We start from the raw sequence: 13596 nt of genomic DNA, 5'->3' as shown, positions 1-13596 counted from the left end.
TGGCCGCAACGCCAGGGTTTCATATTGCTGACAAAGAGCCGGGTGGCGGCTATGCCTTACCCGGCCTACAAAACCTAGAGCGCCATCAGGCAGCTTAACTGCGCTGGCGCGATTTCAGGCTTTCCAGCATCACCGCCGCGATAATAATCAGCCCCTTCACCACCTGCTGGTTGTAGCCGGAAATATTCATCAGGTTCATCAGGTTAGAGATGATGCTGAGGATCATCACCCCAACGATGGTATTCATCACGTTGCCGCGACCGCCCGCGAGACTCGCTCCCCCCACCACCACGGCGGCGATAACATCCAGTTCAAACCCCACGGAAAGCACCGGCGAGCCGACGCCCGTACGCGTTGAGGCCAGCACACCCGCCAGGCCGCAGGCGAAGCCGCTTAAGGCATACACCGCGAATTTATACCAGCCGACTTTGATCCCGGCGAAGCGCGTGGCGGTTTCGTTGGAACCGATAGAAATCGTCAGGCGACCAAACACCGTGTACTTATAAACGCAATGCGCCAGCAGGGCGAAAACCACCAGCACGTAGACCGGCTTTGGCAGACCGAACAGGTAACCCGTACCGAAATCGACAAAAGACATATCATCAATAAAGACCGGTTGCCCCTTCGATATGATTAACGCCAGCCCCCTGGCAATAGTCATCATCGCCAGCGTGGCGATAAACGGCGCGATATTGAACAGCGTCACCAACGTTCCGGCGCCAGCACCGATTATCGCCGCAATAAATAAGCTGGCGAATAACGCAGGCCACAGGCCGATTTCGGGAATGAAAATCGCCACCGCCACGGAAATAAACGCCATCACCGAGCCAACGGAGAGATCGATCCCCCCGGTCAGAATCACAAACAGCATGCCCAGCGCCGCTAACCCTAACGGCACGCTCTGGCGAAGCACGTTGGTGATGTTGTCGCCGCTGTAAAACCTATCGGACAGGAAACCGGCAATCACCAACATTAAGAGAAAAACGATAAGCGTGGAGTTATTCACAAAAAACTTAAGCACCCTTTCGTGAAAGGAGGGCATGACGTGAGTCTGGCTAATCTGTTCCATTACGTTTCCTCGTTAAACCAATGCCCGTTTTGGAATGGCATGCTTCATGATGTTTTCTTCCGAAATCTCATCACCGATCAGTTCGCGAGTGATACTGCCCTCGCTCATCACATAAACGCGGTGTGACAGGTTGATGACCTCAACCATTTCCGAAGAGATTAAAATAATGGCGAATCCTCGCTCGGCGAGATCGTGAATGACGTTGTAGATTTCGACCTTTGCCCCCACGTCGACGCCGCGTGTCGGTTCATCAAGAATGAGCAAGTCGCAGCCGGTATTAAGCCATTTCGCGATAACCACTTTTTGCTGGTTACCGCCGCTGAGACTGGACACCGGATGTTCAACCGACCCTAATTTGATTTTCAGCTTGCTGCGATACTCCTCCGCTAACTTCTTGTCCTGCTGGTGGTTAATAATCCCCAGCCGGTAACACACGCTTTTCAGGCGAGATAACGAAATGTTTTCGCGAATACTTTGCGTGAGGATTGCGCCCTGCTCTTTGCGGCTTTCTGGCACCAGGCCGATGCCGTAGCGCATCGCGTCTGCCGGATGGTGAATCACAACTGGCTGACCGTTTTTGGTTATCGTCCCTTCCGACATGCGGTCGATACCGAACAGACAGCGGGCGATTTCCGTACGCCCCGCGCCAACCAGTCCAGCAAGGCCGACAATTTCGCCTTTGCGCACATGCAAATTGATGTCGCTTAACAAGGCGCGAGTCGCCAGGTTCTCAACGCGGAGGATCTCTTCCTCCTGCGGAATATTTTTCGGCGGGTATAAATTCTCGAACTTACGCCCGACCATCGCGGAAATAATGTCGTCTTCGGTGCAGGTTTTCGGGTCTAAATCGCCCACGGATTCGCCATCTTTAATGACGCTGATGGCATCGGCGATCATGAAAATCTCTTCCAGCCGGTGCGAGATATAAAGGATGGTGACGCCCTGGCCTTTGAGTAACTTCAACTGGCTGAACAGGATCTCGATTTCGCGCTCCGACAGTACGGCGGTCGGCTCATCGAGGATCAAAATTTTGACGTTGCGCGCCAGCGATTTGGCGATCTCAACCATTTGCTGGTAGGCGACACTCAAATCACCCACTTTATCGTCGGGCTTGATAGCAAAACCCAGGTTGCTTAGCACCCTGGCGGCTTTTTTGTTCAACGTGTTCCAGTTAACGAACCGCTTGCCCAACCCCAGGTCATCCAGAAAGATATTTTCCGCCACCGTTAAATCCGGCGAGAGCGCCAGTTCCTGATAGATGATACCGATCTGGCTGTCCCGGCTTTGCCCTGGGGAGGTGAAGTGAACCTCTTTACCATTAACGTGTAACGTCCCGCCGTCCTTAACATAAATTCCTGACAAGATTTTCATCAGCGTCGATTTTCCCGCGCCGTTTTCCCCGACGATCGCGTGAATATCACCCTGCTTAATTTTCAGGTTTACATTTTTTAGCGCATGTACCCCGCCGAAACTTTTTTTCACCTTATCGATGACGATTGCATACTCTTCCATCAGGAATACCTCTCGATTTTAAAAAACGTCTCCCCTTGCCATCGGGGAGACGTAACCATTAGAAAATTGAGTCTTTGTTGTAGTACTTGCTCACATTGTCTTTGGTGATCAAAATCGAGGGGATGTAGACATAATCCGGGAAATCTTTCTGACCCGCCTGGTACTTGGCAATCACGTCCAGCACGGTGTTGGTCAGTAGATCCGGGTTATTTGATGCGGTGGCCTGAATGTCGCCACGCTGCACGGCTTCAAGCCCTTTCTTGTAGCCATCGTGAGAGAAAACAAGCACGTTGTTTAACTTGTTCGCCGCTTTCAGAGACAGCACCGCACCCAGCGCCATGTCGTCCATTTCGCTATACACGCAGTTGATTTTGTCGCCCTGCGCGACGATTAAATCCTCCATCGCTTTCAGGCCACCTTGTTGATCCCAGTTTCCCCAGCCTTGGCTAATGATCGTAAGCTGCGTGTGGTTGTACTTACGCAGTTGCGTTTCGGTGACCCCGCGCATGAAGTTCACGCGACGCGCTTCACCGACCAGGTTGCCCTGGTTGCCGCTGATCAAAATGCAGTTCATTGGCTTGTCGCCAAATTTTTCGACGGCGTATTCGCCAATCATGATGTTGTTTTTCGCGTTGTTTGCTTGCACGCGAGTAATGACGGGCGCGTCGAGAGAGATATCACTGTCCAACACCACAACAGGGACGTTTTTACGCTTGGCAATTTGCGTGATGCGCAAACCAGCTTCAGGATCTTGCGGGTTAAGGATCAGGTAATTGATCCCTTGAGAGAGCATATCTTCCACGTCGGAAATCTGTTTATTCAGATCGCCGCGCGCATCGGTGGTAATCAGTTCATAGCCGCGTTCTTTGGCATGAATCTTCATATACTCGGTCAAGCCGTTAAAGAAAGCACCGTTCAAGGTACGGTTGGCGAAACCGACCTTAATTTTGTCTTCCGCATGGACGGCGACAGACAGGGATGCAATGGATAACGCTAAAGCCCAAACCATCTTTTTCACGTTCTTTTTCCTTGTGTAGGTACAGTGATAACCGGCGTAATGGGCAGCCTTAGCCGCCCTTACCAACGGATTCGGAATAACAGCGCGCAGCGTTAGCCGCGCGCCAGGTTACGAGCCTCGACCTGCTGGCGATACTGCAGGCGAAAATCCTGTAAACGACTCAGCAATCCTTCCCTGCTTTCACTCTGTGGAAGATAACGTCGCCGCTCCGTTGGCTTAGTACAGACTTCCTTCTCATCACCGCCGACGGCGAGCCAGGCCAGACGAGCCGCGCCAAGCGCCCCGCCAGCTTCACCCCCCTCATGCGTGACAATAGGTATGTTCAACACGTTGGCGATAAGCTGCGCCCATTCCGCACTGCGCGCGCCGCCGCCGACAAGTGAACATTGCGTCAGTTCGGTGCCGGCTTCATAAAGCACCTGTAAACCGTCCATCAGGCCAAACGTCACGCCCTCAATCACGGCATATCCCAGTTGCGCACGGTCAACATCATGGGTTAAGTGGCTAAACGCCCCCTGCGCCCACGGATCGTTGTGCGGCGTACGCTCGCCGGAAAGATAAGGTAAAAAGATCGGCGCATGACGGCGCTGCGCGGGCGTAAGCTGCGCCACTTCGGACATCAATGTCGCTTCGTCACAGCGCAAAAGGGTACACAACCAGCGCAGCGCGCTGGCAGCGGTCAACATCACGCTCATCTGATGCCAGCGCTCCGGCAGCGCATGGCAAAATGCATGAACCGCCGATTGCGGGTTCGGGCGATAACGGTCATTAACGGCAAACAACACGCCCGACGTGCCAAGAGAAATAAATGCATCCCCTGCGTTCACCGCGCCGATACCGACCGCGCTGGCGGCGTTATCACCGCCACCGCCCGCCACCACGACGTTGGGCGAAAGCCCCCATGACTGCGCAATTTCGTCGGTCAGCACGCCGCTGGGCTGCGAACCTTCAACTAACCGCGGCATCATGTCGCGGTGCAAATCGCAGGCCGCGAGCAGGCTATCCGACCAGTCACGCTGTGCGACATCCAGCCACAGTGTGCCCGCCGCGTCAGACATATCACTCACCATTTCGCCCGTCATACGCCAGCGCAGATAATCTTTCGGCAGCAGCACATGCGCGGTTTGCGCAAAAATCTGCGGTTCATGCTCCGCTACCCACAGCAATTTTGGCGCGGTAAACCCCGGCATGGCGAGGTTCCCGGCGATTTGGTGTAACTCTGGCGCGCGCTCGGTCAGCAACTCGCACTCTTTTGCGCTGCGCGTGTCGTTCCACAGGATGCAAGGACGCAGCACATTCCCCTGTTTGCCTAAGAGCACCGCGCCGTGCATTTGCCCGGACAGACCAATCGCCTTCACCTCCTTCCATTGCCCGGCAACTTGCCCCCGCAGCAGACCCAGCGCCTGGTTCAGCGCCTGCCACCAGCTTTCAGGATCTTGTTCAGACCAATGAGGATGAGGGCGTTGAACCGTTAACGGCGCCCCCGCCACGGCGACAATTTTGCTGTTACCGTCCAGTAACAGCGTTTTGATTTCCGACGTTCCGACATCAATACCGAGATACATAGCGCCTCCCCGTCAGGCCATCGCCAGCTCTTTTTGCGGCTGTTTCACCCACTGTTCCAGCGCGCGAACCGTGCGGCGCAACAACGCCAGGAAGTCGGCAGACTGCGCCAGTTCCGCGAACAGCGCTTCATCCGCCGCCCAGGCTGCCAGCGGATCGGGGCTGGCGAAGACGGCGCGAACCGCATCCGGTTGCAGCACGCCATCCTGGTAGGTATAAGGCAGCGCATTTTCTGCCCAGCGTTTGAGGAACAGGAAGAACAGCGCTGGAACCACCGCCGTGGCATTCGGCTCGCGGCCAAGTGCATAGCAGCCAATCAGGGTTGGCGTCACCATGCCAGGGATTTTCGACAGACCATCGGCCGCGACACGCTGGTTGGTGTCTTTGATATACGGGTTACCAAAGCGCGCCAGCACCACATCGCGATACTTTTCAAGATCCAGCGGGCTGGGTGTCAGGCAGGGAATCACATCTTCGGTAACATAGTCATACGCCATGCGGCGAATGGCCGGTTGGTTGGTACTTTCGTCGATATAGCTCTGGCCGATCAGCGTCCCGGCCCAGGCGATGCAGCTATGGGTGGCGTTCAGAATGCGGATTTTCGCCTCTTCCCACGGCAGCACGGAGTCAACCAGTTCGACGCCGACGTTTTCCAGCGCCGGACGACCATTGGCGAAATTATCTTCAATCACCCATTGAATGAAGGATTCTCCCATTACTGGGGCGTTGTCTTTTTTACCGGTGGCGGCCAGCACACGTTCCGCCACATCCGGCGTTGGGCGCGGCGTAATGCGGTCAACCATGGTGTTCGGCGACGTCGTTTCGCGCTCAACCCAGTCATACAGTGCTTTTTCGCCTTTTTGTTTCAGGAAAGAGAGGAAGCCGTGACGAAAACGCTCGCCGTTATGGCGCAGGTTGTCACAAGTGAGCAGTGTCACCGGTTCGCCGTGTTGCGCGACGCGTGCTTTCAAAATGTGGGTCAGTGCGCCGTAAAGCGTGCGAATGCCGCCGTTCAGATCGCTTTGGATGTCCGCCTGCTGGCAATCCAGCTCATGTTCCGGCGTCAGGTAATAGCCGCTTTCGGTCACGGTGAACGCAATCACTCGCGTCTGTTTATCGGCGCCTTGTTTGATGAGCGCGCTGATCTCTTTGTCCCACGGCAGCACCTTGCGGATAGAGGTGATCGTTTCATATTGACGCTCCCCTTTCGGAGAGACCGTTTCCAGCACGTACTCCCCGTTTTGCGCACGCAACGCAGACAGCAACGCGTTTGCATCATCGCGGATATTCCCCAGCGCGATACTCCAGCTGTCGTCGCCCTGTTCCATCAGTTTGTGCAGATACCAGGCTTGATGAGCACGATGAAATGAGCCCGCACCAATATGCATCCACACTGATTTTTCACTGGACATTACAATCACCTCACAATTGAGCATTTGATATTTTAATGGGCACATGCCCGATTCATTGCACGTATGTTAGGTGGTTGTGGCGAGTCTGTTCTGAGAGGCAACGCACGAAATTAGCAATTGCCCTAAAAAGTGGCATTTGCCCAATTTTATCGACAGCGTTTTGGTGTGAAGGTAAGATGCCGCGAGATCACTCAGGAATACATTCATGAACAGAGAAGAAAAAAAGCTGGAGCTGGCTGCCCGCGCGGCGTGGATGTATTACGTCGCAGGCCTGACTCAGCAAGAGATCGCCAAAGCGCTGGGGCTTTCCCGCCAGGTGGCGCAGCGCCTGATTTCCGGCGCGCGCGAAACCGGGCTGGTGGCGGTGAATATCACCCATCCGGTAAGCGGCTGTATCAAGCTGGCACATGAATTACAGGAGAAATTCGCGCTCACGCTGTGCCGCGTGGTTCCCTCAGCGGGGCTGGAAAACGATGCCATTCAACAGATGTTGGCGGTCGAAGGGGCGGACGTGATGTCGCAGTTTATCGGCGATGAACAGCCAAAAGTGTTCGCGGTCGGCTCGGGTAAAACGCTGTTTGCGGTGATCGATGCCCTTCCCCGCCAGGAGCGATTACAGCACCAATGCGTGTCGATGATCGGCGCTATCTCGCGAGACGATTCCGGTACGCGGTATGACGTTCCGCTGAAATTGGCGGAGAAAATGCAGGGAAAATACTTTTTCATTCCGGCACCGCTGTATGCCGACAGCCTGCAAGATAAGCTGATTTGGTGCCAGCACCTGGTGTACCAGCGCGTTGCCGCCCGAGCGCTTAACGCAGACATCACGTTTTTGGGGATTGGCGAAGTCGAGCTTGGCTGTCCGTTAAACACCGAAGGGTTTATTACCGACGACCAGGTTAATGACCTCAAAAAACAACAGGTTGCAGGCGAAATGCTCGGGCACTTTTTCAACCATGAAGGTGTGAGGTTAAATTCGGAACTGGATGCATTGCTGACCAGTGTGCCGCTGAGCAGCAATACAACCCGTCCGGTGATTGGTTTTTGCGGCGGCGCGAAGAAATATCACGCCATCCGCGCCGCGCTTATCGGCAAATGGCTGACGGGGCTAGTGACCGATGAAGATACCGCGCTGAAGCTGCTGCAAGAATCATAAGTTCTCTTTTTGCCCTGCTACGCGAGAAATCGGAATCGGCAGCCACGCGCGAATCGATAAGCCACCGCGCTCGCTGGTGCCTAATTCCAGCAGCCCGTTATGGTTATCGACAATGCGCTGCACAATCGCCAGGCCAAGCCCGGTGCCGCTGGTGCTGCGTGCGCTGTCGCCGCGCACGAACGGCTGGAACAGATGTTCACGCTGCTCCGGTTTGATACCCGGACCGTCGTCTTCCACCTGGAACCAGGCGCGGTTCAACTCCGTACCACTGCTGACTTTGATCCAACCGTTGCCGTAGCGCGCGGCGTTCACCACCATATTCGCCACCGCGCGTTTGATGGAGAGCGGATGCATGCGCACGATGATTTCGCCATCTGCCATCGCGGTTTCAATTTCACGTTCGTAACCGCTTTCCGCCGCGACCACCTCGCCGAGCACCGCGTTCAGATCCGCCGCTTCCATCGGCATCTCCTGGCCGGTACGCAGATAATCGATAAACTGCTCGATAATCGCATTGCACTCTTCGATGTCTTTATTAATGGATTCAGCGAGATAACCATCTTCTTCCGCCATCATTTCCGTCGCCAGACGAATACGCGTTAGCGGCGTTCGCAAGTCATGGCTGACGCCCGCCATCAACAGCGTGCGATCGTCCGCTAACTGCTTCACCCCGGCCGCCATCTGGTTAAAAGCGCGAGTCACCGAGCGCACTTCCGATGCGCCGTACTCACGCAGCGGCGGCGGAATATGCCCTTTCCCCACTTTCAGGGCGGCATGTTCGAGATCAACAAGGGGTCGGTTTTGTATGCGGATAAACAGCCAGGCACCGCCAATCGCCAACAACATAATCGCCAGCGTGTAGCGGAACAGCGGAGAAAAGTCGCCCTGGTGGATTTCCGTCAGCGGCACGCGCACCCAAATATTGGGCGACAGCCAGGTTTTCAACCACACCACCGGCGAGCTTTTGTTCACTTCAACACGCACCTCGGTCGGGCCGCCAAGCTGCTGCGCCATTTGCTGGCTTAAAAATTCATAATGCTGCGCCCAACGCAGGCCAGCGTCTTCCGCCGCCTCGTTGGAATAGAGAGAAATACCCAATTCGCGATAGATCTCGCGGCGAAATGCCGGCGGCACCACCAGTTGCGTGCCATCCTCCAGTTGCAGTTTATCGGTCATCAACATACGCACTTCGTAGGCGAGGACCTTATTGAACTGCTGGAGGCTCGGCAAAATGGCGAAATTCAGCACCACCAGGTAAGTCGTCACCAGGCTGACAAACAGCAAAGTGACGATAAGCAACAATGTGCGGGCAAAGGAACTTCGCGGCGAGAAACGCACTCGCATCATGCTTTAGAACCGTCCGGCACAAACACGTAGCCCAAACCCCAAACGGTCTGAATATAGCGAGGATGCGCCGGATCTTCTTCCACCATGCGACGCAGGCGGGAGATCTGCACGTCGATGGAGCGCTCCATCGCTGAATATTCACGGCCACGCGCCAGGTTCATCAGCTTGTCGCGCGACAGCGGTTCACGCGGGTGGCTCACCAGCGCTTTCAGTACGGCGAACTCACCGCTGGTTAACGGCATCGGCTCATCTTCGCGGAACATTTCGCGCGTGCCGAGGTTCAGCTTGAACTTACCAAACGCAATGACCGCTTCTTCCTGAGACGGCGCGCCCGGCAGTTCATTCGCCTGGCGACGCAGTACCGCGCGGATACGCGCCAGCAGCTCACGTGGGTTAAACGGTTTTGGAATATAGTCGTCGGCGCCGATTTCCAGGCCAACAATGCGGTCTACTTCTTCCCCTTTCGCCGTTACCATAATGATCGGCATCGGGTTGCTTTGGCTACGCAGGCGGCGGCAGATGGAGAGACCATCTTCGCCAGGCAGCATCAGATCCAGTACCATCAAGTGGAAAGATTCGCGAGTTAACAAACGATCCATTTGTTCAGCGTTAGCGACGCTACGAACCTGGAAGCCCTGCTCGGTAAGGTAACGCTCAAGTAATGCGCGCAGACGCATGTCGTCATCCACTACCAGAATCTTATAATTCTCTTGCATTGTTTATACTCCCAAAGGTTCCAACAATAATGTTTCCGTATTCTAAAAAAGTGCGCGTTAACGACCAGCGAAATCTGGTATAAATTCTAGTCGAAATTGTTACAAAGCATATTTAACAGCAGCTTATATGCATATTACGTCACATAAAACATGATTAATCCGCACCTTACGACGTTTCGTTTGTAAAGTGCAGACAAGACTCAAATTAAGGCTCAAGCATGAAAACGCCCCTGATCACCCGCGAAGGTTACGACAAACTGAAGCAGGAACTCGATTTTCTCTGGCGTCAGGAGCGCCCGGAAGTCACCAAAAAGGTTACCTGGGCCGCAAGCCTTGGCGATCGCAGTGAAAACGCCGATTACCAGTACAACAAAAAGCGCCTGCGCGAGATAGATCGTCGGGTACGTTATCTGACCAAATGTCTGGAAAATTTAAAAATCGTCGATTATTCGCCGCAACAAGAAGGAAAGGTTTTTTTTGGCGCCTGGGTGGAAATTGAAAACGACGACGGCGACACCTTACGTTTTCGCATCGTTGGCTATGATGAGATTTTCGGGCGCAAAGATTACATCTCCATAGACTCGCCAATGGCCCGCGCTCTGTTAAAAAAAGAAGCCGGCGATGTGGCGGTCGTGCAAACGCCCGGCGGTGAAGCGACCTGGTACGTCAATGAAATTGACTATGTGAAATAACCCCCCGGATGAGTCCGAGAGCACCCTCGGCGGCTGGCATTTTGCGGTGTCAGTCCGTATAACTATCCCCTGATTTTTGTTCAGAAGATGATAAAGAAATGATGAATGATTCGCTCTGCCGCATTATTGCGGGTGAACTTCAGGCACGAACCGAACAGGTGGAATCCGCCGTTCGCCTGCTTGATGAAGGGAATACTGTGCCGTTTATCGCGCGCTATCGTAAAGAGGTCACCGGCGGTCTGGACGACACGCAACTGCGTCAGCTCGAAACCCGTCTTGGTTACCTGCGCGAACTGGAAGAGCGCCGCCAGGCGATTCTGAAATCGATCGGCGAGCAGGGCAAACTCAGCGATGAGCTGGCGAAAGCGATCAACGGCACGCTGAGTAAAACCGAACTCGAAGATCTCTATCTGCCTTACAAACCCAAACGCCGCACGCGCGGGCAAATTGCCATTGAAGCCGGGCTGGAGCCACTGGCGGACACGCTGTGGAACGATCCTTCGCAAGATCCAGACACGTTGGCCGCCACGTTTGTCGATGCCGATAAAGGCGTCGCCGACAGCAAAGCCGCCCTCGACGGCGCGCGTTACATCCTGATGGAACGCTTCGCAGAAGACGCCGCCCTGCTGGCAAAAGTGCGTGATTATTTGTGGAAAAACGCCCACCTGGTGGCGACGGTGGTCAGCGGCAAAGAGGAAGAAGGCGCGAAATTCCGCGATTACTTCGATCACCACGAACCGCTGTCGGCGGTTCCTTCGCACCGCGCGCTGGCGATGTTCCGTGGGCGCAACGAAGGTGTGCTGCAACTGGCGTTGAATGCCGATCCGCAATTCGATGAGCCGCCAAAAGAGAGCCACGGCGAGCAAATTATCATCGACCATCTTGGTCTGCGCCTGAATAACGCCCCGGCGGACAGCTGGCGCAAAGGCGTAGTGAGCTGGACCTGGCGCATTAAAGTGTTGATGCATCTGGAAACCGAGCTGATGGGCACGGTGCGTGAACGCGCCGAAGACGAAGCGATCAACGTGTTTGCCCGCAACCTGCACGATCTGCTGATGGCTGCGCCCGCCGGGCTGCGCGCCACGATGGGCCTCGATCCCGGTTTGCGTACCGGCGTGAAAGTGGCGGTGGTGGATGCCACCGGAAAACTGGTCGCAACCGACACCATTTACCCGCACACCGGACAAGCAGCGAAAGCGGCAGTGGCTGTGGCGGCGCTGTGCGAGAAGCACAACGTTGAACTGGTCGCCATCGGCAACGGTACGGCGTCACGTGAAACTGAACGTTTCTTCCTCGATGTGCAAAAGCAGTTCCCGAAAGTCACCGCGCAAAAAGTGATTGTCAGCGAAGCGGGCGCCTCGGTTTATTCCGCCTCCGAGCTGGCAGCACTGGAATTCCCGGATCTCGATGTTTCGATTCGCGGCGCGGTTTCCATCGCGCGCCGTTTGCAGGATCCGCTGGCGGAGCTGGTGAAAATCGATCCGAAATCCATCGGTGTCGGTCAGTATCAGCACGACGTTAGCCAGACACAACTGGCGCGCAAACTGGATGCGGTAGTGGAAGACTGCGTAAACGCCGTCGGCGTAGATCTCAATACCGCGTCAGTCCCGCTGCTGACCCGCGTAGCGGGGTTAACCCGCATGATGGCGCAAAATATCGTCACCTGGCGCGATGAAAACGGTCAATTCCAGAACCGCCAGCAATTGCTGAAAGTAAGCCGCCTTGGGCCGAAAGCCTTTGAGCAGTGCGCTGGCTTCCTGCGTATCAACCACGGCGACAACCCGCTGGATGCCTCTACCGTCCACCCGGAAACTTATCCGGTGGTGGAACGTATTCTGGCGGCAACGGAACAGTCTTTGCGCGATTTGATGGGTAACAGCAGCGAACTGCGCAAACTGAAAGCGTCCGAGTTTACCGATGAGCAGTTCGGTGTGCCGACGGTGACCGACATCATCAAAGAGCTGGAAAAACCGGGCCGTGACCCGCGTCCAGAGTTCAAAACCGCGACCTTTGCCGAAGGAATCGAAACCCTGAGCGATTTGCTGCCGGGCATGGTGCTGGAAGGCGCGGTCACCAACGTCACTAACTTTGGTGCTTTCGTTGATATCGGCGTGCATCAGGATGGCCTGGTGCACATCTCTTCGCTGGCGGATAAGTTCGTTGAAGATCCGCATACGGTGGTGAAAGCCGGCGATATCGTGAAAGTGAAAGTGCTGGAAGTGGATCTGCCGCGTAAGCGCATCGCCCTGACCATGCGTCTGGATGAGCAACCGGGAGAGAGCAACTCGCGCCGTGGCGGGGGAAGTAGCAACAACCGCGATAATGGCAACCGCAGCAATGCGCGTCCGGCCAAAGCGCCGCGCGGCCGTGAGTCTCAACCCAGTGGTAACAGCGCGATGATGGATGCGCTGGCAGCGGCAATGGGTAAGAAGCGCTAATAAAAACCCCTCTCTTGCGGGAGAGGGCATTTTTAAAAAAACATTCGAAATCGATCAATTTGATCCAGTACACCCTTTCTAAAATTCTTATTAACTCTCTATTTTGTCTGGCGATTAATATTCAAAAATATTAATCAATTAACTGTTTCATTAATATCACCTTCATATTCCTTACAATTAGAACCTTAATTAAACATTAAGCGCACAAATAAAATCCTTACTTATCTGTACGCGAATAATTAGTCTTTCAGGTACGAATTGCAAAACCCGAAAATATTGCGCTACGTCAAAAGAAAATCGATTTCTTATTTTTCACCGCCGCAAACGCATTGTTTGAATTGATGATAGAAACTATTCTCATTATCATTGCCTTGGTAGATTATTCTCCATTCATTGATGACGCACAGTCCATATTGGCCCGCAGATCATAAAAGTAGGTTCTATGCAATTTTCTCCTGATAGCGCGTGGAAAATTATCGGTTTCTCGCAAGAAATAAGCCCGGCCTGGCGGCAGAAACTTCTGTCATTAGGGATGTTGCCCGGTTCCTCTTTTAATGTCGTGCGCGTGGCCCCCTTAGGCGATCCTGTCCACATTGAAACCCGCCGCGTTAATTTAGTGTTACGGAAAAAGGATCTCGCTTATCTCAAATTAGAAGCGGTTTCCCGTTAATCA

The 13596-nt window shown here is 54.5% G+C and carries 11 protein-coding genes; 4 read left to right on the top strand and 7 right to left on the bottom strand.

Going from position 1 to position 13596, the window contains the following annotated elements:
• Window positions 1–94 precede the first annotated feature (94 nt).
• From AAEY27_RS01770 to dalD, 5 genes are all read right to left on the bottom strand, one after another.
• Window positions 95–1042: an ABC transporter permease gene (locus AAEY27_RS01770; RefSeq protein ID WP_425294666.1), complete on the bottom strand. Its 948-nt coding sequence runs from the start codon at window positions 1040–1042 to the stop codon at window positions 95–97.
• A gap of 39 nt (window positions 1043–1081) precedes the next feature.
• Window positions 1082–2581 (bottom strand): sugar ABC transporter ATP-binding protein, encoded by a 1500-nt coding sequence (locus tag AAEY27_RS01765; protein ID WP_342323253.1) that lies wholly within the window; start codon window positions 2579–2581, stop codon window positions 1082–1084.
• A 58-nt stretch (window positions 2582–2639) separates the two neighbouring features.
• A complete protein-coding gene (locus AAEY27_RS01760) occupies window positions 2640–3590 on the bottom strand; it encodes a substrate-binding domain-containing protein (protein WP_425294665.1) in 951 nt (316 codons plus the stop codon).
• A gap of 101 nt (window positions 3591–3691) precedes the next feature.
• Window positions 3692–5164, bottom strand: coding sequence for a xylulokinase (gene xylB, locus AAEY27_RS01755; RefSeq protein WP_342323251.1), 1473 nt, complete (start codon window positions 5162–5164; stop codon window positions 3692–3694).
• A 12-nt stretch (window positions 5165–5176) separates the two neighbouring features.
• Entirely contained in the window at window positions 5177–6574 is a 1398-nt protein-coding gene (gene dalD, locus AAEY27_RS01750) for a D-arabinitol 4-dehydrogenase (RefSeq protein WP_342323250.1), read from the bottom strand.
• Window positions 6575–6779: 205 nt separating this feature from the next.
• Between dalD and AAEY27_RS01745 the strand changes: the two genes are divergently transcribed.
• Window positions 6780–7730, top strand: coding sequence for a sugar-binding transcriptional regulator (locus AAEY27_RS01745; RefSeq protein ID WP_342323249.1), 951 nt, complete (start codon window positions 6780–6782; stop codon window positions 7728–7730).
• On the opposite strand, the gene envZ is transcribed toward AAEY27_RS01745, so the two are convergent.
• Together envZ and ompR are read right to left on the bottom strand one after the other, a co-directional pair.
• The gene (gene envZ, locus AAEY27_RS01740; RefSeq protein ID WP_342323248.1) at window positions 7725–9077 is read right to left on the bottom strand and encodes a two-component system sensor histidine kinase EnvZ; all 1353 of its coding nucleotides are present in this window, start codon (window positions 9075–9077) and stop codon (window positions 7725–7727) included. The genes AAEY27_RS01745 and envZ overlap by 6 nt on opposite strands.
• Window positions 9074–9793, bottom strand: a complete 720-nt coding sequence (gene ompR / locus AAEY27_RS01735) for a two-component system response regulator OmpR (protein ID WP_001157751.1) — start codon at window positions 9791–9793, stop codon at window positions 9074–9076. The genes envZ and ompR overlap by 4 nt, the downstream gene beginning before the upstream one ends.
• Window positions 9794–10011: 218 nt before the next feature.
• On the opposite strand from ompR, the gene greB reads away from it, so the two are divergent.
• The 3 genes from greB to feoA all read left to right on the top strand — a co-directional run bounded on the left by greB (window position 10012) and on the right by feoA (window position 13593).
• The gene (greB, locus tag AAEY27_RS01730; protein ID WP_342323247.1) at window positions 10012–10485 is read left to right on the top strand and encodes a transcription elongation factor GreB; all 474 of its coding nucleotides are present in this window, start codon (window positions 10012–10014) and stop codon (window positions 10483–10485) included.
• 98 nt (window positions 10486–10583) lie between these two features.
• Window positions 10584–12923, top strand: a complete 2340-nt coding sequence (locus AAEY27_RS01725) for a Tex family protein (protein WP_342323246.1) — start codon at window positions 10584–10586, stop codon at window positions 12921–12923.
• Between the two features lie 442 nt (window positions 12924–13365).
• The gene (gene feoA, locus AAEY27_RS01720) at window positions 13366–13593 is read left to right on the top strand and encodes a ferrous iron transporter A (RefSeq protein WP_342323245.1); all 228 of its coding nucleotides are present in this window, start codon (window positions 13366–13368) and stop codon (window positions 13591–13593) included.
• The last annotated feature ends 3 nt before the right edge of the window (window positions 13594–13596 follow it).

The organism is Kosakonia sp. BYX6 (genome assembly GCF_038449125.1).
GTDB classification, from domain to species: domain Bacteria; phylum Pseudomonadota; class Gammaproteobacteria; order Enterobacterales; family Enterobacteriaceae; genus Kosakonia; species Kosakonia calanthes.
This window is presented reverse-complemented; position numbering and strand designations above follow the sequence as displayed.

Bases quoted from the DNA above. Each gene is read 5' to 3' on its own strand.
- feoA (WP_342323245.1), top strand. From the start codon at position 13,366: ATGCAATTTTCTCCTGATAGCGCGTGGAAAATTATCGGTTTCTCGCAA.
- AAEY27_RS01725 (WP_342323246.1), top strand. From the start codon at position 10,584: ATGATGAATGATTCGCTCTGCCGCATTATTGCGGGTGAACTTCAGGCA.
- AAEY27_RS01765 (WP_342323253.1), bottom strand. From the start codon at position 2,581: ATGGAAGAGTATGCAATCGTCATCGATAAGGTGAAAAAAAGTTTCGGC.
- AAEY27_RS01760 (WP_425294665.1), bottom strand. From the start codon at position 3,590: ATGGTTTGGGCTTTAGCGTTATCCATTGCATCCCTGTCTGTCGCCGTC.
- AAEY27_RS01745 (WP_342323249.1), top strand. From the start codon at position 6,780: ATGAACAGAGAAGAAAAAAAGCTGGAGCTGGCTGCCCGCGCGGCGTGG.
- ompR (WP_001157751.1), bottom strand. From the start codon at position 9,793: ATGCAAGAGAATTATAAGATTCTGGTAGTGGATGACGACATGCGTCTG.
- AAEY27_RS01770 (WP_425294666.1), bottom strand. From the start codon at position 1,042: ATGCCCTCCTTTCACGAAAGGGTGCTTAAGTTTTTTGTGAATAACTCC.
- dalD (WP_342323250.1), bottom strand. From the start codon at position 6,574: ATGTCCAGTGAAAAATCAGTGTGGATGCATATTGGTGCGGGCTCATTT.
- envZ (WP_342323248.1), bottom strand. From the start codon at position 9,077: ATGATGCGAGTGCGTTTCTCGCCGCGAAGTTCCTTTGCCCGCACATTG.
- xylB (WP_342323251.1), bottom strand. From the start codon at position 5,164: ATGTATCTCGGTATTGATGTCGGAACGTCGGAAATCAAAACGCTGTTA.
- greB (WP_342323247.1), top strand. From the start codon at position 10,012: ATGAAAACGCCCCTGATCACCCGCGAAGGTTACGACAAACTGAAGCAG.